Source organism: Streptomyces sp. NPDC029014, assembly GCF_055564695.1.
Genome location: NZ_JBVHVT010000090.1, coordinates 1 through 19,848, shown reverse-complemented (window position 1 = coordinate 19,848; position 19,848 = coordinate 1). Strand labels below are relative to the sequence as shown.

Annotated in this window: 18 protein-coding genes; 7 read left to right on the top strand and 11 right to left on the bottom strand. The window is 72.5% G+C overall.

Features of this window, described 5'->3' with window-relative positions; translation table 11 throughout:
- The first annotated feature begins 269 nt into the window (after positions 1 to 269).
- Positions 270 to 986 (top strand): AfsR/SARP family transcriptional regulator, encoded by a 717-nt coding sequence (locus ACZ4VL_RS33810; protein WP_468207837.1) that lies wholly within the window; start codon positions 270 to 272, stop codon positions 984 to 986.
- A gap of 525 nt (positions 987 to 1,511) precedes the next feature.
- Here ACZ4VL_RS33810 and ACZ4VL_RS33805 read toward each other — a convergent pair.
- Positions 1,512 to 1,862 (bottom strand): winged helix-turn-helix transcriptional regulator, encoded by a 351-nt coding sequence (locus ACZ4VL_RS33805; protein ID WP_468207834.1) that lies wholly within the window; start codon positions 1,860 to 1,862, stop codon positions 1,512 to 1,514.
- A 147-nt stretch (positions 1,863 to 2,009) separates the two neighbouring features.
- Between ACZ4VL_RS33805 and ACZ4VL_RS33800 the strand changes: the two genes are divergently transcribed.
- From ACZ4VL_RS33800 to ACZ4VL_RS33780, 5 genes are all read left to right on the top strand, one after another.
- Positions 2,010 to 2,438 carry a YybH family protein gene (locus ACZ4VL_RS33800; protein ID WP_468207870.1) on the top strand — a complete coding sequence of 143 codons (429 nt, stop codon included), beginning with the start codon at positions 2,010 to 2,012 and terminating at the stop codon, positions 2,436 to 2,438.
- A gap of 151 nt (positions 2,439 to 2,589) precedes the next feature.
- A complete protein-coding gene (locus ACZ4VL_RS33795; protein ID WP_468207831.1) occupies positions 2,590 to 4,614 on the top strand; it encodes an exo-alpha-sialidase in 2,025 nt (674 codons plus the stop codon).
- A 185-nt stretch (positions 4,615 to 4,799) separates the two neighbouring features.
- The gene (locus ACZ4VL_RS33790) at positions 4,800 to 5,456 is read left to right on the top strand and encodes a hypothetical protein (RefSeq protein WP_468207828.1); all 657 of its coding nucleotides are present in this window, start codon (positions 4,800 to 4,802) and stop codon (positions 5,454 to 5,456) included.
- Between the two features lie 313 nt (positions 5,457 to 5,769).
- Positions 5,770 to 6,261 carry a hypothetical protein gene (locus ACZ4VL_RS33785; RefSeq protein ID WP_468207825.1) on the top strand — a complete coding sequence of 164 codons (492 nt, stop codon included), beginning with the start codon at positions 5,770 to 5,772 and terminating at the stop codon, positions 6,259 to 6,261.
- Entirely contained in the window at positions 6,242 to 6,871 is a 630-nt protein-coding gene (locus ACZ4VL_RS33780) for a hypothetical protein (protein ID WP_468207822.1), read from the top strand. Before ACZ4VL_RS33785 ends, ACZ4VL_RS33780 begins: the two co-directional genes overlap by 20 nt.
- Positions 6,872 to 7,290: 419 nt before the next feature.
- Here the strand turns inward: ACZ4VL_RS33780 and ACZ4VL_RS33775 are convergent, their stop codons facing one another.
- Positions 7,291 to 7,770, bottom strand: a complete 480-nt coding sequence (locus ACZ4VL_RS33775; RefSeq protein ID WP_468207820.1) for a GNAT family N-acetyltransferase — start codon at positions 7,768 to 7,770, stop codon at positions 7,291 to 7,293.
- 297 nt (positions 7,771 to 8,067) lie between these two features.
- On the opposite strand from ACZ4VL_RS33775, the gene ACZ4VL_RS33770 reads away from it, so the two are divergent.
- Positions 8,068 to 11,064, top strand: coding sequence for an AfsR/SARP family transcriptional regulator (locus ACZ4VL_RS33770; protein ID WP_468207818.1), 2,997 nt, complete (start codon positions 8,068 to 8,070; stop codon positions 11,062 to 11,064).
- A gap of 101 nt (positions 11,065 to 11,165) precedes the next feature.
- Here the strand turns inward: ACZ4VL_RS33770 and ACZ4VL_RS33765 are convergent, their stop codons facing one another.
- The 9 genes from ACZ4VL_RS33765 to ACZ4VL_RS33725 form a co-directional block, all read right to left on the bottom strand.
- The gene (locus ACZ4VL_RS33765; protein WP_468207817.1) at positions 11,166 to 11,354 is read right to left on the bottom strand and encodes a hypothetical protein; all 189 of its coding nucleotides are present in this window, start codon (positions 11,352 to 11,354) and stop codon (positions 11,166 to 11,168) included.
- Between the two features lie 79 nt (positions 11,355 to 11,433).
- Entirely contained in the window at positions 11,434 to 11,649 is a 216-nt protein-coding gene (locus ACZ4VL_RS33760; protein ID WP_468207816.1) for a hypothetical protein, read from the bottom strand.
- Between the two features lie 127 nt (positions 11,650 to 11,776).
- A complete protein-coding gene (locus tag ACZ4VL_RS33755; RefSeq protein WP_468207814.1) occupies positions 11,777 to 13,162 on the bottom strand; it encodes a helix-turn-helix domain-containing protein in 1,386 nt (461 codons plus the stop codon).
- Positions 13,163 to 13,367: 205 nt separating this feature from the next.
- Positions 13,368 to 14,048 (bottom strand): guanitoxin biosynthesis heme-dependent pre-guanitoxin N-hydroxylase GntA, encoded by a 681-nt coding sequence (gene gntA, locus ACZ4VL_RS33750; RefSeq protein WP_468207812.1) that lies wholly within the window; start codon positions 14,046 to 14,048, stop codon positions 13,368 to 13,370.
- Positions 14,045 to 16,168 (bottom strand): hypothetical protein, encoded by a 2,124-nt coding sequence (locus tag ACZ4VL_RS33745; protein WP_468207810.1) that lies wholly within the window; start codon positions 16,166 to 16,168, stop codon positions 14,045 to 14,047. The genes gntA and ACZ4VL_RS33745 overlap by 4 nt, the downstream gene beginning before the upstream one ends.
- Positions 16,165 to 17,010 carry a tRNA ligase subunit PheS family protein gene (locus ACZ4VL_RS33740; protein WP_468207808.1) on the bottom strand — a complete coding sequence of 282 codons (846 nt, stop codon included), beginning with the start codon at positions 17,008 to 17,010 and terminating at the stop codon, positions 16,165 to 16,167. Before ACZ4VL_RS33740 ends, ACZ4VL_RS33745 begins: the two co-directional genes overlap by 4 nt.
- 2 nt (positions 17,011 to 17,012) lie before the next feature.
- Positions 17,013 to 17,744, bottom strand: coding sequence for a class I SAM-dependent DNA methyltransferase (locus ACZ4VL_RS33735; RefSeq protein WP_468207806.1), 732 nt, complete (start codon positions 17,742 to 17,744; stop codon positions 17,013 to 17,015).
- A gap of 128 nt (positions 17,745 to 17,872) precedes the next feature.
- A complete protein-coding gene (locus tag ACZ4VL_RS33730; RefSeq protein ID WP_468207805.1) occupies positions 17,873 to 19,120 on the bottom strand; it encodes an ATP-grasp domain-containing protein in 1,248 nt (415 codons plus the stop codon).
- Positions 19,121 to 19,204: 84 nt separating this feature from the next.
- Positions 19,205 to 19,651, bottom strand: coding sequence for a 4'-phosphopantetheinyl transferase family protein (locus tag ACZ4VL_RS33725; RefSeq protein ID WP_468207803.1), 447 nt, complete (start codon positions 19,649 to 19,651; stop codon positions 19,205 to 19,207).
- Positions 19,652 to 19,848 lie beyond the last annotated feature (197 nt).

Here is a 19,848-nt window from a genome sequence, read left to right as displayed (position 1 = left end):
GGTCCGGCCGTCGCCCGTGGCGCGCCGGGCCATGAGAAACGTGTCCCACAGGCGCGTTCCGGCGTCGTTCCCTCGTCCGGTGCAAGACGTTCGACGGCCGTCACGGAGGCGTTCGGAGGAGTGTCGCCACCCGTTGCAGAAACGTTCCTGCCTCGTGGTTGACGGCACACATGCAGCGTCGGGACGGGGCGGACCCCGTCATACCAGGGACCGACCCGCACGTCCCCGCCCGGTTGCAGCCGTATGTGCCCTTGTGCACAGTGAGAGACGTGTCGCGAGGAGCCCAACTCGAAATCCTGCGGCCCTTCCAAGCCACCTGTGGAGGGCGGCGCGTCGCCGTCTCCAACGCAGCTCAGCGACTGCTGGCCTTCCTGGCCCTGCACCGCGAGGGCACGCACCGACGTTCGGTGGCAGAGCAGTTGTGGCCCGACTGCACGCCCTGTCGGGCCGCCGCCAATCTACGGTCCGCGCTCTGCCAGAGCAGGAAGCTGGGCCAGGTGTCCGCTATCGACAGCGTCGATCACAGCCTCACGCTCGCGCCCGCCGTCGCGGTCGACTTCCACGAGGCGTGGGACGCGGCCGACCGCCTCGTGTCCGGCGACGGCAAACGCCCCGCATCGAGTGAAGGGGACCGCTTGGTGGCAGACCTGAGCCAGGTCCTGCTCCCCGGCTGGGACGACGAATGGCTGCTCATCGAACGTGAACGCTGGGACCAGCTGAGGCTGTACGCCCTGGAGGCTCTGGCCCAGCAGTTCCAGACCGAAGGCCGTCATCTGTCCGCGCTCCAGACGTCGCTCGCCGCCGTCTCCATCGACCCGTTCCGCGAGATCCCTCACCGGATCGCCGTCGAGGTCCACCTGGCCGAGGGCAACGTGGCCTGCGCGGTCAAGCGGTATCAGGACTACCGGCGGTTGCTGCAAATGGAGTTGAAGGTCGCCCCGTCCCCTCAGCTCACCCGTCTCGTCCGTGACCTGACGCGAACGTAGACGATCGGATGCCCGGGACAGACCTTCTGCAACACCCTTGGGTCAGCTCGACGCCCGGCCGCGAGGTGGGTGCCCAGCTCCGCCCCTGGACGGGCTCCTCGCCGGTGATCTTGAAGCCGAGCCGGAGGATCTGCGTCTGGCCGTTCTCGACCGTGCTGGAGAGGGGTTCCCCGGAAGTGGCGAAGCCGCCCCACGGATCCGGGGAGCCCTGCGGCCCGTCCTGGCTCCGCGTACCGGCGCCGGCGTCCGGGATCGCCGGGCTCTGGGGGACGGGCTGACTCCCGAAAGACGCTCCGCGAATCCACCATGGAGGGCCTCGACACCGCCGCCCGCAAGGGCAGGCGCGGCGGCCGGCCCCTGGTCATCACCGATGACGTGCTCCACACCGTGCTCCGGCGCCGCGCCGAAGACCGACGCTTCCTCGGCGCACCGGGGGCCGCGGCGGCCGCCCCCTCCCTCCCCCTGCCCCGCCACCGGGCGGGTGCAATTCCGTGGTTCCTGCCCGTGGCCCAGCCGATGAACGGACTATTCGACCGGGGTGGGGCGACCTCCTCGCGCGGTCTGCGTGGGCTGGTCCGCGCCCTCCGTCGTGTCGAGCCCGCTTTCTGCTCCCCAGTCCCACAGGGCTTGGAGGACCGGGCCGAGGCTGCGCCCGCGCAGGGTGAGCGCGTAGCGCACTCGCGGGGGCCAGCCCGGGCGGCGGTCGCGCTCGACGACTCCCGCCTCGCCCAGCTGTGCCAGGCGCTCGGAGAGCACCTTGTCCGACAACGTGGGGAGGGCCGCGCGTAGCTCGCTGTAGGACTGGTCGCCGCGTAGCAGCTCGCGGACCACCAGTGTCGTCCAACGTCCGTGAAGGGCCGCCAGCGTGATCTCCACCGGGCAGTCAGGAGAGGGCGCCCCGACGTTGGCGTGTGGCTCTTCGGGGAGCCCTGCCCGGTGACCAACGGTTCGGTGAGTCACGAGATCGCCTCCTAGCGTGTTGAGCGCCCCATTCTCTCCGCTACGGAAGGACGCGTGTCGATCATGCGAGAACTGGCCGACCGGCCCGAAGACGTGCCCGCGGTGTTCGCCGAACGGTTCAACAGTGGTGACGCCGCCGCGCTGGCGCAGGTGTACGAGGACGGCGCGGTGCTGGTCGAGCAGCCCGGAACGCCGGTGTCCGGCCCGGGCCTGCTCGCCGCCAACGGCCGTCTGCAGAACCTGGGAGTTCCCGTCTCGGTCCGTCCGCGGCACGTCTACCGCAATGGAGACCTGGCGCTGCTGATCGTGGACTGGAGCATCGAGGGGACCGACGGCAACGGCGTGGACGTGCACGTCGAGGGCACGGCCACCGATGTCGCCCGACGGGGGTCGGACGGCCTCTGGCGGTACGTCATCGACAACCCCTTCGGCCCCCGTGCGCAGCAGGTCGCGACCGCGGGCCCGACTGCTGCCGGTGGCGTGGGACGGTGACGCGACGCCCTTTCCCCGTGAGGGGTGGACGGGGTCTCGCCGGTGGCGGCCCCCGTACTGCCGGCGGCCGGCGTCGGGTCCTCGCCGTCCGTCCCGTCCGGATGACGGGCCCGGTCTCAGGACGGCCCCCATCCCCGCTTACCGTGCGTTCATGATCATTCATCAGAAAAGAGTGCGCAGGACACGTTCCGTGCTGCTCTGGGCCGCGCTGGCGGCTCTCTTCGGCTCCATGCTGTCGACGGCGCAGTCGGCCACGGCCGCTGTGGCGCAGTCCATCACCTCCCAGCCGTTCGCGGCCAATTCGGAGGGATACACGTGCTTCCGGATCCCCCAGCTCGTGCACACGGCGAAGGGGATCCTGACCATTGCCGAGGCCAGGGTCGACCACTGCGGCGACGCGGGTGACATCGACCTGGTGGCCAAGTGGTCCGCGGACGGCAAGACCTGGGGACCCCTCCAGTTGCTCCGCGGCGCTGACGACGACGGCGGTTACGGCAACCCGGTCCCCGTGGTGGTGGACGCCGCCGAGGGCCACGTCAACGTCCTCTACGCCCGCAATGACGTCGTCAAAGGCAAGCGCCAGGCGCGGGAGCTGCGTGTGATGCAGACCCTCGACGGCGGCAAGACCTGGAAGCCCAAGAAGCGGGTGCTGCCGAACCTGAAGGAGAGCGACTGGAAGTGGCTCTCGATCGGTCCCGGGAAGGCGGTGAAGCTGCCGTCGGGTCCGTTCGTCGTCTCGGGTGAGTACCGCCGGGAGGTCGTGACGAACGGCGTCACCCAGTCCTACAGCGGTGCCGTCTTCTACCACAGCGACAACGGCCTGGACTGGAGGGTCGGCGCCCGCTCGGAGGTCCCGGAGGGCCAGGCCGCGCCCACCGAGCCGTCCACGACCGTGCTGAACGACGGCCGGATCTACGTCAATGCGCGTTCCACGCAGGCATGCGGTGTCCGGGACCGCCGCCTGGACGCCACGATATCCGCCTCGCAGATCGTCGACCCGAACACCCGGATCGCGTTCGCGCCGGTGGAGAAGCTGGAGGGCCCGCCGGTCTCCGGATCACTGCTGACGCTTCCCGACGGACGCGTGCTGTACTCCGCGCCGACCCGTCAGGGCGGCGAGTCCAACGACCGCTTCAGGCTCGCCGTGCGCACCGCTCCCGTTCCCGGCAGCGGGGTGCGGCCGATCTGGCCCGCGACCGGCGCCGTGATCCACGCCGGGCCCCGGAACGAGGAGTTGCGGGCGGGCTACTCCGACATGGCGCAGCTGCCGAACGGGGTCGTCGGCATGCTGTACGAGACGGCCAACGGAAGCCCGCACGGTTTCGTCAACTTCACCACCTTCACCCCCCAGGCCCTCGGCGCGGCGCAGGAGGACCTGCGGGGCTGGTACACGATGGACTACAGCGCCAACTCGAACAACGCCATGGTCCAGGGCGGCGCCCAACTGGGCACGGTCGCGGCCACGGCCAAGTCCGGCAAGACCATGCTCTTCGACGGCGTGGACGACGTGGTCCGCGTGTCCTGCGACAACTCGCTGCGGCTCGGCAAGGACGACTTCACGGTCGCCGGCTGGGTCAAGTACGGCGCGTCGACGGTGGAGCGTCCGATCGTCGTCGGCTACGAGCAGGACGGCGCCGCTTCGTCCTTCAAGCTCACCGCGCGACCCGACGGGTCGATCAAGGGTGCGATCAAGGGCCGGATCATCGTGGACGACGTCGATGCGGAGGGCAAACCCATCAAGGCACTGCGGGACGTCGTCCAGGAGGTGACCACGGCCACCGGGCTGGACGACGACCGCTGGCACCACGTGGTCCTCCAGCGCCAGGGCGCCGCGCTCATGCTGTCCGCGGACGGCGGGGCGAAGACCACGACGACCGCCGGGACCCAGCTGCCCGGGAAGACGGGAGAGAAGCTGAAGCCGGTCTCCGGCCTGCTGCTCGACCTCCGGGTCTCGCCTCAGGAGGACGTCCTGGCCCCCGATCCCGATGACGCCCCCTTCAGCCTCCGGCTCGGCTCGGACCGCGACTACAAGGTCCACTTCGCCGGGGCCATGGACGAGTTCCAGTTGTACCGCAAGGTCTTGGGCCAGACGGAGTTGGACCTGCTCCGGTCCGGTGAGTACGTGACGGACAAGGAGCTGATCAGGCTCTCCTTCAACTCCGTCTGGAACCTGTAGCCCGAGTCACCGGCCCGGACTCGTCGTCGGGTCCGGGCCCGATCTGCTGCGCAGAGTGACGCCCGCCACCAGAACGAGCACCCCGTATCCCCGTCACACCAGCACTGTTCTTGATCACTTCGGCGTCGCGGGGGGATACGGTGGCGTCCTTCATGTACCAACCACCCTTTGATGAAAGGCTACTTGTGAGCACGCGTGACGAATCGCAACCTGCGCCGACCTCTCCGTCCGGGGACCTCGAGGGGCTGCTGGTCACCGCAGCGGATCTGGTCGGCGCAGGCCTCGACGACTTCACCGAGTTGGCGTCGCCCTCGTCCGACGAGGACCCGCCGCCGATGACCGGTCCGACCCCGGAGCTCACGGCCCTGCTGAACAGGGCGTTCAACGACAAGGCCGCGAGGGAGGTCAGGACCTCGTTCATGAACGCCGACTCCTCGATCGTCGTCGACGAGGGGGTCTCGGAGCGGGCAACGGGGGCGGCCGTGGCCTGGATGGCCGACATGCGGCAGGTGTACGCCCAGTGCGCCGCTTGGACGATGAACGTCGGCGATCAGGAGATCACCGTCCAGGTGGTGAACCCTGCCGACGATCCGAGCGAGCCGCTCGAGGTGGAGCAGCGGTTCGGTGACGAGGCCCTGATGCGCACGATGCTCGCCGGTCCGGCCGGGCAGCAGGCCCAGATCACCACTCTGCTGGTGCGCCACGGCGACCGGGCCCTGGAACTGACGTTCCGCAGCTTGGCGGGCGAACCCGATGGCCCCGAGGCGGCCCGCGTCGCCACCGCGATGTCGAAGTTCCTCGAGCTGGCTCCGGCAAAGCTCCTGGGTCTTCCGCCCCGCTAGAGTCCCACGGCCGAAGCAAGCGTTGGGGACGGCTACTCCTGTCCGGGGCGGTGGCCGGCCGGCCGGCGGGACGGTCGATGAGGGCCGGGGCGAGCTTGCGGGCAGTCCGCACGCGGACCCCGGTCCCGCCCGCCCACTCGCTCGCTCTCGTGAACCATCAGCCACGCAATGCGGTGGGACGCCCCGCCGCCCCACCCCCGGCCACGAGGCTGGACCAGCCGGAAACTCGGGCGCCAGAGGCTGCCCACCCGGCTGGGCGCCGGCTTTCACCAGGAGAAAGGATCAAGCGATCCCGCGCCGGGACTCGACCGCAATGACTCCCGAGCGTGTCCCGGGCAGCGGTGTCCGCTACGAGTACGACGTGCCGGGGCACCGCACCGTCAAGCAGCGGCTGGACTCCGACGGCGAAACGGTCGTGGAGCAGGTCGACTTCGCGTGGGGCGGGACCACGCGGTGCGAGCAGACCACCCGTGCGACGGGCTCGGCACACGCGATCACGCTGACGTGGGACTGGGAGCTCGATCCGCTCGGGCTGACCCCGTACAAGGTGCTGTACCACGGGGCGCCGGAGTGGAAGGGGGAACGAGTTCTCGCTCGACCCGGACATCAACACGACACGCCGGCTGCACTCCGGACCTGCGGGCAACCTGCCCGAGCACTTCGTGAACACACCGGAGGCGTCGAGCTCCTCAAGAAGCACCTCCAGGCGCTACAAGGGCGAGCGATCATGGAACACTTCAGTGGCAGGTTCCAGGCCGGGGACGTGGACGGACGAAGGGGAAAGGGTGGCGACACTGTCGGATGAGAGGCCCGCGGCGTCGGAGAGCTCGCTCGCCCGGGAGGTCTTCGGGCCCCTCGGCGGGATCATCGAATGTGCCGCCGCCCTGGGGGAACGGCCGGTCGGTCGGTTCACGGCGGAACGGAGCGGCGAGCTCGACGGGATCCTGGCCGGCGTGCAGGGCATCGGCTCCTTCCACCCCGAAACCATGGCGATCCTCGACCAGCTGGGCTACCTGCGCGCGCACGAGGTGCCCCCCACCTCCCTGCTGCTGTGGTCCGGCGGCATCGAGGCGTTCTCGCCGGACCTGGGCGGGGACGAGGCCGTGGGACGCATGGCCCGGATGGGATGCGACCTGCAGCTCACGCATCTGCTGCAGGCGCTGGTCGGCACGGCCTCGTTCCGGGCCGACGACCCGGAGAGGACCCCGGCGCGGATCGTCGACGTCCTCACGGCCGCCGCCCGCCTGGCCGCGCCGGCGCACGAACGCACCGTGCGCGAGGTGTTCCTGATGTGGCGGACGGCGTTCCTCCCGGGTGTGCTCATGCCGTCCTCGGCCTCGCCCGAGGCAGTCAAGGGCGGCTTCAGGCGGTACGCGCACCTGCTCGAGACGGCCCTGGACACTCCGCGCCCCTGACCCCCGCGGCGCCACCGACCCGGATCGCCCGGCGCCGCGGCGGAGCCGTCGGTCGTCCGCTGACCACCTTGGCTCGGCTCCACACCGTCGGCCTGACCCGGGAGTTCGACATGCGAGGCACGAGTCCCGTGCAGAAGTACGACGGCATACCCGAGACGGAGCCTGTCGCAGGCCGGGGCGTCGCAGGCCGGCACCGCCAACCACTCCCCTCGCCGGGCCTGGAACATCACCTCCCGCTCGTGGCCGAGTTCGAGGAGCAGCGTCCATGGCCCCGCACCCTGACCCCCGCCTCCGACACGACCCCGAATCCGTCCGCGGTCACCGCGCAGAGGCCGGTGACGGCCCCGTCGACTTCCTCGATCGTCGCGAACGTGCCCACGTTCCGCCGCGTGACGGGTCCTTCATCGAAGCACGCGCTGTCATCCGCACGGTGTTCTTCGTGAGGGCGGAGGTGTGCTCGACCGGCGTGTGATGAGGACGGTGGTCGCAGGTCGCCGCGGCGGAGGCCGGTGGTCAGAACGGCCGGGTCGGGGCCGGTGCGAACCCCACGTCTGCAGTGAGGAGGATCGCTGCCGCTCCTCAACCGTGGTGAGCGGCACCTCGAACAGCCTGAAGCCCGCCTTGGCGGCGACGGCGACGCAGGCTGCGTTCTCCGCCTCCCGTTCCAGGGTCACCTGCTCAGCGCCCAGCTGCTCGAAGGCGTACGAGGCCATCACTCGCACCGCCACCCCCTGGCCACGGTGCGCCGGACCCACGGCGCATCCGAGCTCCACGGCTGCGCCCTCCGCCCGCAGCTGTGCGCTCCGGGCCAGGCGTGCGCGTGCGGCCGCTCCGTCGAAGGGCGAGGCCGAGGCGTGACTGGCGAGGTTGCTGCTGCCTGCCCGCTCACCCCATCTCAACCCCGCCGAAGGCGTGCGGGCGCGCTACCGACTCGAACGTCCTCGGTACCGGCCGCCGATTCCATCTGCCGGCGCGCACCGCAGCAGCTGCTCCTCGCCGCGCGACGCGCGCGGCTCGCGGAGTCGCGCCGTCCGCCGGGGCTGACGGCGGCGAAAAATCGTCGGAAAGGTGGATCCACGGCCCGGCGGATTTCATCTTGCAGGTGTCTGCGGGCGATCGTGTGCGTTCGCTCTACTGGCCGTTGCGAGAGGGGTCACCGAGTGGCCGGAGCATTCCGTTTCGAGATACTGGGCGCCGTGCGCGCGTACCGGGGGGACGTCGAGCTGCGGGTGGGACCACCGCAGCAGCAGGCGCTGTTGTCGCTCCTGCTGCTCCGTGCCAACCAGCCGGTCTCCATGGCGCAGATCATCGGGGCGCTGTGGGGGGACGCGCCGCCCGCCCGGGCGGTGACCACCGTCCGTACCTACGTCTGGCGGCTGCGGAAGCTGCTGGAGCCGGAGGGCGCCGCGCCGACCGTCCTGGAGCTGGCCGGCGACGGCTACCGGCTGGCGGTGCCCGACGGGGCGCTGGACCTGTGCCGGGCCGAGGGGCTGGCGGCCGCGGCCGCGCGCGCCACGGCCGGTGATCGGACGGCGGAGGGCGCGCGGTTGCTCGCGCAGGCGCTGGACCTCTGGCAGGCGGAGCCGCTGGCGGGGGTGCCGGGGCCGTTCGCGGAGCGGCAGCGCGTCCGGCTGGACGAGTTGCGGCTGACCTTGTGCGAGGAGCACTTCGAGCTCGCCCTGGCGCTGGGCGGGGAACGCTCGGCCATACCGGATCTGGTCGAACTGACCGAGGCGCATCCTCTGCGGGAGCGTCCCCACGGCCTGCTGATGCGCGCGCTCCACAAGGCGGGGCGTCAGGCCGATGCCCTGGCGGTGTTCGGCCGGGTGCGGGACCTGCTGATCGAGGAGCAGGGCATCGAGCCCGGTCCGGAACTGACCGAGGTGCACCGTCGTATCCTCATGGGCGATCCCGTACCGACCAGGGCGGGCCTGACGCGATCGGTGGCGTCGTTACCGCCGGCGGGTCGGATGGGCACCGACGGCACCGAGGGCCCGGGCCGGCCGCAGGACGAAGACGCCGTGGACGGCTCGCGCGGGGTTCCGCCCGAAGGGGCGGCGTCCTCGAGCACACCGCCCACGCCCGCCCAGCTCCCTTATGACGCACCGGACTTCGTAGGGCGACGCGATCAGGTGGACGTCTGGCACGCGTTACTCGCCGAACCCGTGCGCCGGACGCCGATCGTGCTGGCCGCCGCGGGGATGGGGGGCGTCGGCAAGACCTGCCTCGCCCTGCACGTCGCCCATCGGGCCCGTGCCCACTACCCCGACGGCCAGCTCCATGCCGACCTGCGGGGCACCGGGCCCGATCCGGCGAAACCGGGCTTCGTCCTGGCCGGGTTCCTGGCTGCGCTGGGCGTGCCGGAGGACGAGGTGCCCGACGGCGTCGAGGACCGCGGCAGGCTGTTCCGGTCCCTGGTCGACGGGCGGCGGATGCTGATCGTCCTGGACAACGTCCGGGATGCCGATCAGGTCCGCGAGCTGATCCCGGGTTCATCGAGCTGCGCGGTCGTCCTCACCGGCAGATCGCCCGTGTTCGACCTGCCGGTGACGTCGCAGCTCCTGCTGGAGCCGTTCGGCACTGACGAGGCGCTGGAGCTGGTCGGTGCGATCATCGGCCGCGAACGCCTGGCCGCGCAGCGGGAGGATGCCCTGAGGCTGGTCGAGGCCTGTGGTCAGCTGCCGCTCGCGGTGCGGATCGTGGCGGCCCGGCTGTCGGCGCGGCCCTCGTGGACGGCGGCGACGCTGACCGCGCGCCTGGCGGACGAGCAGCGGCGCATCGCCGAGCTGAGGATCGGCACGCTGGCCATCGACGCCGTCTTCGAACTGGGCTACCAGCAGCTCACCGTGGCCCAGGCGCGGGCGTTCCGGTTGGTCGCGCTGGCCGGTGCGGCGGACATCGGGGTGCCGGCGGCGGCTGCGGTGTTGGGCGTCGACGAGTCGACGGCGGAGGGCCTGCTGGAGTCGCTGACCGATGCCGCGATGGTGGAGTCCACGAAGCCCGGCCGCTACGGCTACCACGAACTGGTGAGGGTGTTCGCCCGGCAGCGTGCGGAGTCGCATGACGCCGGGGAGGCGGGGGAAGCCTGTGGCAGACTGCTGGACTTCCTGCTGGCGACGGCCTCCAGCGCGTTCCCGCACGCTATTCCCGGAGACGCGGTGGCGAAGGCGTTCGGCCCGCCGAGATCGGCCGGTCTGGAGTTCGACGACGTGCACGCCGCCCGTGCCTGGGTGGTCGCCGAGATCGACGGGCTGGTGGCGGCCGCCCTGGGCGCCGTCACCCTGCGCCTGCCGGGAACGGCCGAGGACCGGCTCGGCAGCGCGGTCGACATGCTGCTCGCGGTCAGCCCGTTCACCCCCGCCGTCTGGTACGAGCGGATGGCGCCCGTGGCTCTGGCGCTGACCGAGGCCGCAGAACTGACCGGCTGCCGGAGGACCATCGGGCGGGCACGGATGCTCTGCGGGGGCATCGCGCTGCGCGCGGACAGGATCGAGGACGCGGGGCGGCACGCCGGGCTGTCCGCCGAGGCGGCCCGTGAAGCGGGAGACGTCTACACGCTGCGTCAGGCCCTCAACGACCTGGGTCTGGTGGCGCAGTTCCTGCGCCGTTTCGAGGAGGCGGCGGTCTGCTACGACGAGGCGATCGCCCTGGCCCACACCTTGGGCCACCGCTCCGGCGCGGCGGTGACGTCCGTCAACGCGGCGCTGGCCCGGGTGCGCAGCGGGCGGCCCGAGGAGGCGGTCTCCGCCTGTGAGCGCGCGCTGTCGCTGATGCGCGAGTTGGACGACCGCGTCGGCGCCGCCTACGCCCTCTACGTGCTCGGCCTGGCCCTGCACGGACTGGGCCGCTTCGAGGAGGCGGTGGTCCGGTACGGGGAGGCCCTGACGGTGTGCCGGGCGGCCGGGCTGCGGGACCGGGAGGCGCAGGTGCTGTACCAGCTGGCGGAGACCCTGCGGCGTACCGGGCGGGTGCCGGAGGCGGTGGAGCACGCGGCCGCGGCGGTCGAGCGCTGCGAGGAGGCGTGCTCGGACCGGGACCGGGCGCATGCGTCGGTCGCCATGGGGCGGGCCCTGGCGGACCTGGGCGAGACCCGCCGGGCCCGGGAGCAGTTGGAGCAGGCCCACGGTGTCTTCACCCGCCTCGGGCTGCCGGACGCGGCCGATGTGTCGGAGCTGCTGGTCGGACTGGACTGACCGTGGTTCCCGTTACGGGGGACGGGGATCTCGGGCGTGGGGGTGGCCGCCCGGGCGTCGGGTGTGCCCGCTCTGCCGGACGGCCGTCCATCAGCGGGGGATCACATCTGCACGGCCGGCGGCTTGAAGTCCGATCCGGTGTTGTTGACGTTGGACACGACGGTGTCGTGCTCGTCCGCCTGTATGCGGGTGGGTGCGGGGCCGGCGGGGCCGAGTCCGGCCGTGCCCAGGGCGGCCGCGGCGAGCAGCGTCAGGCCGAGTGCCGCACAGGCGCGGGAGAGCTTGGACATGAGGGTCCTCCTTGACGTTCGCCACCGGCGGTCCGCCGGTGGTGGGTGCGGGGTGGTGGAGTGCTGCCGGCGGATCGCGTCAGCAGCACAGAGGGATGTCGAGTTCGAGCAGGGCGCTCTGGAGCACGGTCGGTGCGCCGTGGAGCTCCGCCGTCGGTGCGAGGGTGAGTGGGGCGGGGCACAGCGCCAGCAGCAGGGCCAGGACCACCGCGCGGGCGGCGCGGTGGGACAGCGGGCCGGTGAGGGCTCCGCGGGGGGTGTGGACACCGGTGGGGCGGCTGGCGGCGTACGACATACGGAGCGCTGCTTTCTCGTCGGAGGCATGAACCGGGGAAGAGACTCGTGAGGGGGTTGTCGCCCCGTCCCGGCCCTGTCCTCTCCGACGTTAGACGCCGGCGATCAACAGAGGATCAGTAGCCGATCTACGTCCGTGCCGGGCCGTGTCGATCGGCAGGCCCGGTGGCGGACGCCCCGTTGGCGACCGGTCCGCCCGCGGCCGGGAGCAGGCTGCTGCGCTGGCCTAGGCAGCGCAGGCTCTGTCGGTAGGCCCACACGGCCCGCTCGGTGCGCCCGGAGCGCTCCAGCAGCTCGCCGAGGTCGTTCCACGCGGAAGCCGCCTGCCGGTCGGCCTCGGAAGCCTCCAGCAGGAGCGCGGCCCGCTCGCAGCCGGCCTCGGCCGCCGCCGCGTCGCCGAGCTGCAGTTGGGCGCCCGCCAGCACCAGGAGGGTGCGTGCCGTCTCCAGCCGGTGCCCGGAGCCCAGCAGTTCCAGCGCCCGCCGGGCGTGCCGTTCGGCCTGGCGGGCGTCGGACTCCAGCAGGCAGGCGCGGGCGAGCGAGGTCTCGCAGTAGGCGAGGTCGACGGTGCTGCCGTGATCGGCGAGGGCCTCGGCGCTGCGTGTCAGCTGCGCCTTGGCCTCCGCGAGGTCGCCGGTCTCCGACTGCATGAGGACCGAGGCGTAGGCGTTGCGCAGCCGGGACAGGGCGCGGGCGTCGTCTCCCTCGGAGTAGATGGCCAAGGCGCGTTCCAGCAGCAGCAGGGCGTCGGCGGACGCGCCGTTGCGGTGCGCCACCACTCCGGCGTTCCAGTACGCGGCGCCCAGCGCCTTGCGGTCGCTGATCCCCTCCGCCTCCTCGATGGCGGTCCGGGCCAGGGCGGCGGCACGGTGCAGATCGCCCCGTTCGCAGTGCAGTCCGACGAGCGTGGCCAGCAGTTCCACGCCCAGCACGGTCGAGGTGAGCCGGAGCTTGCGGGCCTCCTCCAGGGTGCTGGTGGCCAGGTCGACCGCGTGGGCCAGATCGCCCATCTCGCGGTGGCAGCGGCACAGTGCCACCGCGACCGCGAGCCGCGGAACCAGGGACTGGCCGTGCCCGACGTGGTCGAGCAGCGCCCGGTAGCGCTCGGCGGCCTCCTCCAGCCGGCCGTCGTGTTCCAGAGCCTGGGCCACTCCGTATTCGGCGGAGAGCCGGACGGCGTCCTTCCCTCCCGCGGCTGCCGCGTCGCGGACGGAGGAGAAGGTGTCCAGGGCGGTCTTCGGGTCGCCGTTGCGCAGGCTGATCTCCGCGTAACGCAGCTCGATCTGGAGGGTGTCGGGCTGTTCGTTCGCCACCAGTTCCAGCAGGTGCTCGGGCGGGCAGCCGAGTCGGGCGGCGATCTGCTCCAGGACTTCCGTGGAGGGGGTCCGCTTGCCGGCTTCCAGCAACGAGATGTAGCTGGGGGAGAGCTCCTGGCCGGCCAGGTCCATCTGCGACAGCCCTGCCGCCCGGCGCAGCTGGCGGATCCGTGACCCCAGAGCCTGCGGTTCCGCCATGGCGGCCACCCCCTTTTGATTGTGACTGACTACGGGACAGAGCGAGTGAATATACTCGGTCAAGCCCAGGTCGGACCAGGTCGGAGCGGGTCGTGTGTCAGTCGGCCGGCCCGGCGGGAGCCGGCGGTTCGGGGCGGCGGGCGACGGGGCGGCTCCGAGGTGGTCCGCTCGGTGCGGGTCCGGCCCGGCCCGTCACGCGCCCCGTTCAGTCGGGCCGGTCGAACGGGCACGTCCAGTGCGGCGGGACCGCGCGCCCGGAGTACTGCCGTGCTTCGGAGATCTCGCCGTGCTCGGCGAGCATGGGGTTGACGTGGCCCTGGAGCGCCTCTTCCTTGCTGCGTATCTTCGTCTGCATGCCCTGGTAGACGCCGGTGCGTTTCAGCTCGGCGAACTGCCGGTGGGAGTTGAAGACGAGGGTGGGATGGGCGAAGCGCCGTGAGATGCGCGACGCGCGGCGGTGCAGGCCTATGACGAAGAACGGGTGGCCGCCGAAGCTGAACCCGAACCGGGGGCTGCGCGGATCGTTCGAGACGTCGGGGGCCCACGGGTTCTCGGCGCGGTCCGCCCGGTGGAGGGCGCCCAGCTGCTGCCACAGCAACCGCTCGAACGTCTCCTCGTCCGCCGGATCGGACTCCGTGAAGATCGCGGCGAAGGAATGGAAGCGTCCGGAGCTCGTCAGCCGGCCGGTGACGAACCGCCCGAGGTCCGTGCAGAGCCGGTCCAGGCCTTCTCGGTCGCCCAGGGCCCCGTAGACACCGGTCTCCAGTTCACCTCGGTGGAGCGCCGCCCGTGCTCCCAGGCAGGTGAACGTGTCGGCGCGCAGCCAGGTCGTGAAGCGCTCGGCCACGGCCTCGGCGCGCTCACGGCCCTGCGTGTCCTGCGTCATCGCCCGCTCCACCCCCGGTCGGCGAGCGCCCGCAGCACCGTTTCCCGGCGGCGGCGCCGCTCCTCGCGCAGGGGGCCGTCGTCCATGCGGACGAACTCCGCCCGCACGGTGAGCGAGAGGTGTCCGGCGGGCACCCGTCCGCCCTGCAGCAGGTCCTTCACGGCGACCCGCCGGTGTTCGGTGCCGCCGGCCTCGGCGACCACCTGCAGGACCTCGCCGGCCGACACGGCCTCCGGCACCACGACGGTCACGTTGAACGCGGGCGGGGGAAGCGGAGCCGGTAGCCGCACGGTCGCCGGGACCGGTGGGCGGCCGCCCAGCGCGTCGAGGTCAAGCTCGGCGCAGAAGAGCCGCTCCCCCGCCGCGTCGATCAGGGCCGCGGTCCGTTCGGACAGCAGTCCCGCCCGGCCCACCGCGGTGCCCCGTATGCGGACGGCGAACGAGGCGCCGGCCGCGAACTCCGCGTGGGGACGGGGGGTCAGCTCGAACGCTGCCCGGCCGGCCGCGGCGGCCACGGTCCGCAGGAGGCCGTTCAGGTCGGCGAAGCCCACGGTCCGCGGTCGGGGTTCGACCAGCGACGCGGGTGCGGCGGATCCGCTCAGGACGACGGCGAACCGCCAGGACTCGTCGCCGTACGCGGTCGACAGCGGGACCTGGCCGAGTTCGAAGAGGTGGGCCGCTCCCGTGTGCCGCAGGGACCGGCCCGCGACGCCGAGCAGGCCCGGAAGCAGGGAGCCGCGCACCCGCATGTCGCGCAACCCGGCCCGGCCGTGCACGGTGATGGGCTCGGCCCCGGGTGGCGTACCGACCGTGGAAAGGGGTTCCGAGGCACGCAGCAGCACCGGGGAGACGACCTGCTGCAGTCCCCGCCGCAGGGCGGCGGCGGCGAGGCCGCCCCGCAGCTGGCGCGCCCGGTCCGGCCACGGGCCCGTGGCCGAAGGAGGCAGGCGGCGCGGCAGCGTCCGGTATCCGCGGACGCGGGCGGCCTCGCCGGCCAGTGCGGGAACACAGTCCAGGTCCGGGCGCGCGGCGGGCACCGTGACGTGCAGCGCGCTGCCTTCCCCGGGGGTCGCCACTGCCGTTCCGCCGGCGGCCAGGAGGGAGGTCAGCGTCGCGAGGTCGGTGTCCGGGTCGAGCAGTCGGCGCAGTTCGTCGGCGTCGGGGCGCAGGACGCGCGGGCCGGGTGCCGCCGCGCCGACCCGGCCGGCCGCCGTGACGGTGCCGCCCGCCCAGTCGGTGACGAGTCGGACCAGGCGGGCCACCGCGCGGTCGCAGGCCTGCGGGTCGTGCCCTCGTACGGCGGGGGCTTTTTCGTCCGTGTCCGTGTCCGGCTCCGGGCCGGTCCCTGGCCGGGACTCGGGCCGGGACTCGGGCCGGGACTCGGGCCGGGACTCGGGCCGGGACTCGGGCCGGGACTCGGGCCGGGACTCGGGCCGGGACTCGGGCCGGGGCTCGGGGTGCGCCGCCGCCGGGTCGAGCCACCATGCCCACACCAGCGTCTCGCGGCCGTCGGCGGGAACGGCTGCCGGCGCGGTGTCCCGCCCGAGGACGGCCACGGTCCGCTCGCCCGCCGACAGCACCCAGACGTCGGGGGGCGGTGACGGTGTGCTCGGGTCGTCGTGGGCTGCGGGTCCGGCGGGGCTCGCGGCACGCAGCCGCAGGCCGGTGAGGTCGAGCGCCCGGGCGTCGGTCGAACCGAGGGGCTGACCCGTTTCGAGCGCGACGTACGCAGCCAGGTCGGCCACCGTCCCCGTGAGCCGCACGCCTGCCGCGCGCAGCCGGTCCGCTGCCGCGTCGGGCAGGCGGACCGCGTCCGGGATCCGCACGACGGCTGCCGCCACCCGGCCGGGGATGCCCTCGTCCGCCGTCAGGGCGAGGCCGTTCGGCAGGACCGACAGGCGGAGCGGTGCGATGGGCCCGTCTCCGTTGCGGGCCCGGACCTCGGCTGCCAGGCCGCGTACGGAGCCGAGGTGGGCGAGCTCGGGCGGGGGTACGACCTCCACCGCGCGGTCGGCGTCCAGGACGGCGCGTGCGCCGCTCTCGTGGAGACCGTCCAGCAGCGCCGTACGGTCGAGGTGGCCGCCGCATTCCTGTTCCAGCCAGGCGAGGGGGATCTTCACAGTGGGTCGGTTCCTTTCTCCGGCAGCCCCAGCGGCAGGTAGGCGTGGTCGAACTGCTCCAGCAGGCGCACATCGTTGACGAGCAGTTCCCGGATGTCGGTCAGCGCGTGGGTGAGCCTCAGCAGGCGCTCGACGGAGCAGCCGAAGCTCAACCCCACGACCGTGCGGGGGTCGTGGCCTCCGGCGGTGAGCACCCGGTCGCGGAGGATGCCGCCGGCGCCGATCTCGACGTGCCCGCGGCCCTCGCACTCGTCACAGCCGGGGCCGCAGCGCGGGCATGCCACGTCCACGGCGAACCCCGGCGAGGCGAAGGGATAGTCGCCGCGGCGCACGCGCCATGGATGTCCCTGTCCGAACAGGCCGGACACCAGGCGGTCGAAGAGTCCCATGAGGTCGGGCAGGCCCGCGTCGGGCTGGACCACGAGTCCGTCGATCTGGGTGAACTGGGAGCCGGAGTAGGGGGAGGAGAGTTCGTTGCGGAAGCAGGTGCCCACGAGCAGGGTCCGCAGCGGTGCGGGGGCGGCGGCCCGCATGGCCTGCGGGCCGCCGGAGGACGCGTGGGTGCGCAGGACCAGGTCCGGTGCGGGGTAGAAGCTCAGGCGGGTGCGGGTCGGATGGTCCTGCGGGTAGCCGAGCACGTCGAAGTTGTCGCGGACGGTCTCCAGCAGGGGCAGGTCGACGATGTCGAAGCCGAGCGGTACGAACAGGTCCCCGATCCGGTCCACGAGCGCCGCCACCGGATGGGGGCGCCCGGTGTGCGGTCCGGCGGTCGGCAGCCCGGGATCGCAGCGGGCGTCGGCCACCGCCGGTGTCAGGACGAGGGGCGCCGGTTCGTCCGACACCGTCAGCCCGCCTTGCGGTAGACGCCGATGTGGTTCTCCGAGTAGGTGTCGTAGGGGACGTTGTCCCAGTCGCCCCAGCGTTCGCTGAGTTCCAGTCCGGCGATCCTGGCCATGAGGTCGAGCTCCGAGGGCCACGTGTAGCGCAGGAAGGCCGGGTAGAGCTTGATGCCGTCCTCCCGGATCTCGATGTGGTTCTCCTTGATGTGCTGGGTGGCCCGGTCGAAGGTGTCGGCCTCGATGCGCACGTGGTCGAGCCCGACGTCGTACACGTGGGCCCGACCGTTGAAGCGGAAGCGCGTCGGGTCCGGTACGAACGTCTCGACGACGAAGAGCCCGCCGGGCTCCAGGTGGGCGGCCACCGACTCGAAGCACTGGATCTGCTCTTCCTGGGTCTGCAGCGCGTACAGCGAGTTGAGCAGCAGGAAGATGAGGGAGTAGCGGCGCTCGGACGTGAAGTCGGCGATGTTGCCGATGGACACCTCGATGGACTCGCCGCCGGGCTTGGTGCGCATCACGTCGACGATCTCCGGGGACGCGTCGAGCCCGTCGAGGGGCACGCCGCGCTGCGCGAGCGGGAGGGCGACCCGGCCGGTCCCGATGGCGAGTTCGAGTGCGCGGCCGCCGCCGACGCGCTGGGCGAGGAACTCGACGGCGCCCTCGGGCTGCGGCCAGTCGATGTGGTCGTACACGTTCTTCCAGCGGGGGCCGTACGTTTCGGGCTGCCAGTCGGTCATGGTTCGGGCCTTTCTCGCGGTCTGTCGTGGGCAGGGTGTGGGCGGGCGTGCGCGGTCGCGCCCTGCCGTGAGCCGGCGTGGGCGGGGCGGGGTGGGGGTCGTCGTGCGGGGGAGGGGAGGTCGGGTGATCAGGAGCCGAGGACGCTCAGTTCGTGGTGGGCGAGGAGCAGGCGGTCCTCGACCTCGTCGGCGTGCGCGCCGGTGGCCATGACGTAGCCGACCCGGCCGTAGAGGTCGTCCGGAGGGGGCGTCACCGTCTCCCCGCGCGGGCGCAGCTCCCGGATTTCGTGGATCCAGGGGCGGGCGCGCAGCGTGGCGGCTTCGGCCAGGCCGTCGAAGCGTTGGCGGGCCCGGGGGTAGAGGAAGCGGATGCCTGCCGAGCGGTCCTCGCTGGACGCGGTGTGCGGCGGGCGGCCCAGGGCGGCGGCGGCGAGGAGGGAGCCGAGCCGCACGCCGCGGGCCAGTTCGACGATGCGGGAGGCGATGTCGCCGCCCGGTCGGGCGTTCAGCTCGATGATGCGCGGTCCCGCCGGGGTCATCTTGACCTCGACGTGGGCGACGGTGCGGTCGATGCCGGCGGCGAGGACGCTGCGGCAGGCGAGGTCGAAGCCCTCGGTCATCTCGGCCCGGCCCAGGGTGCCGTGTCCGGTGATGAAACCCGCCTCGACGGGATAGGGGTCGTACGCCCAGATCTTGCGCGCCCAGGAGACGGGGGTGGCCGTGCCGTCGTGCACGAGGCAGTCGACGTCGAACTCGAAGCCTTCCAGGAATTCCTCGACGAGGATTCCCTCGCTTTCGAGGCCCATCTTGTCCGCGTGGAGTGCCGCGTGGAAAGCGGGGTCGAATTGGGATTCCTCGTCGACCCGGCGCACCCCGGCGCTACCGGACAGGCCCCGCGGTTTGACGATCAGCGGGTACCCGATGTCGCGGGCGGCCCGCCGCGCCGTGTCGAGGTCGTGCACGAGGAGGGAACGGGTCGGCGAGATGCCGGTGTCGTTCAGCAGGGTCCGCTGGCGGTGCTTGTCGCGTGCCAGCTCGGCCGCCGCCACCGGCACGCCGGGCAGCCCCAGGCTCCGGGCGAGTCGGGCCGCCGTGACGACCATGGTCTCCTCGTAGGTGACCACGGCCGCGACCCGGCGCCGGCCCACGAGGGCCTTCGCGGCCCTCAGCGCGATCCCGTCGGTGTCGCCGGCTTCGGAGGCGTCGAAGACCTCGGCGGCCTGGACCCAGTGCCGCTGCCAGGTCACCGGTTCGGGATTGAGTAGTACCAGGTCGGCTTCCGCGGCCATCTGGGCCAGCAGGCGCTCGTGGCCGGCGCGGTAGCCGGACCCCACGACGAGCAGCGTTTCGCGGCTGCCCGCACGGTCGTGTGTCACGTGTCTTCCTCTCGGTCCGGTCGGGTTCCGCAGTCTCCGAACGGGGCGGGGCAAAACAGAGTCAATTATCTACATGACTTGCTGTCAAGTTGAGTCAGTAAACTGAGTCACTAAAATTCCCGCAGTGTAGAGGGTCTTGACGCTCAGTTCGGGCGGCGTCCGGGACGTCTCGCAGGCCGGTGCGGCGACGGCGAGGGCCGCGCGGTGGCCGGGTGGCAGGTCGAGGTCGAGGAAGACCCACCCCCGGGTGGTCGGCGCCGGTCCCCTTCCGTCGGCGGCGGCATCGGCGGCCAGGCCCACGCACGCGCCGGCCAGTCCGCCGGGCAGCCCCGTACCGATGCCCTTCAGATACGCCTCCTTGCGCACCCAACAGCTGAGGAAGCCCTCCTCCCGCCGTGCGGGCGGCAGTTCGGCGAGTGCCGCGCGCTCGGCCGGATGCAGCCGGCGGATCATTCCGTCGAGCGGGCTGTCCGGGTGGCGGAAGGCCCGCGACTCGACGTCGATGCCGACGGGGGCCGCGGCGAGGGCCACGACGGCCAGGCCGCCCGAGCGGGACAGGGAGAACTCGACGGCCGGCTCCGCGGCTGCCAGCCTGGGTCGGCCGTGCCGCTCCGGGGGGGGGGGGGGGGGGGGGGGGGGGGGGGGGGGGTGGAGCGCGGGGGGGGGGGGGGGGGGGGGGATGGGGGCACCCCCCCCCCAAGAAGCGAGTCTCTTATCCCCCCCCGCCA

Coding starts and splice junctions, on each gene's coding strand:
- ACZ4VL_RS33765 (WP_468207817.1), bottom strand. CDS start 11,354: ATGTCCAAGCTCTCCCGCGCCTGTGCGGCACTCGGCCTGACGCTGCTC.
- ACZ4VL_RS33800 (WP_468207870.1), top strand. CDS start 2,010: ATGCGAGAACTGGCCGACCGGCCCGAAGACGTGCCCGCGGTGTTCGCC.
- ACZ4VL_RS33760 (WP_468207816.1), bottom strand. CDS start 11,649: ATGTCGTACGCCGCCAGCCGCCCCACCGGTGTCCACACCCCCCGCGGA.
- ACZ4VL_RS33795 (WP_468207831.1), top strand. CDS start 2,590: ATGATCATTCATCAGAAAAGAGTGCGCAGGACACGTTCCGTGCTGCTC.
- ACZ4VL_RS33735 (WP_468207806.1), bottom strand. CDS start 17,744: ATGACCGACTGGCAGCCCGAAACGTACGGCCCCCGCTGGAAGAACGTG.
- ACZ4VL_RS33785 (WP_468207825.1), top strand. CDS start 5,770: ATGACTCCCGAGCGTGTCCCGGGCAGCGGTGTCCGCTACGAGTACGAC.
- gntA (WP_468207812.1), bottom strand. CDS start 14,048: ATGACGCAGGACACGCAGGGCCGTGAGCGCGCCGAGGCCGTGGCCGAG.
- ACZ4VL_RS33755 (WP_468207814.1), bottom strand. CDS start 13,162: ATGGCGGAACCGCAGGCTCTGGGGTCACGGATCCGCCAGCTGCGCCGG.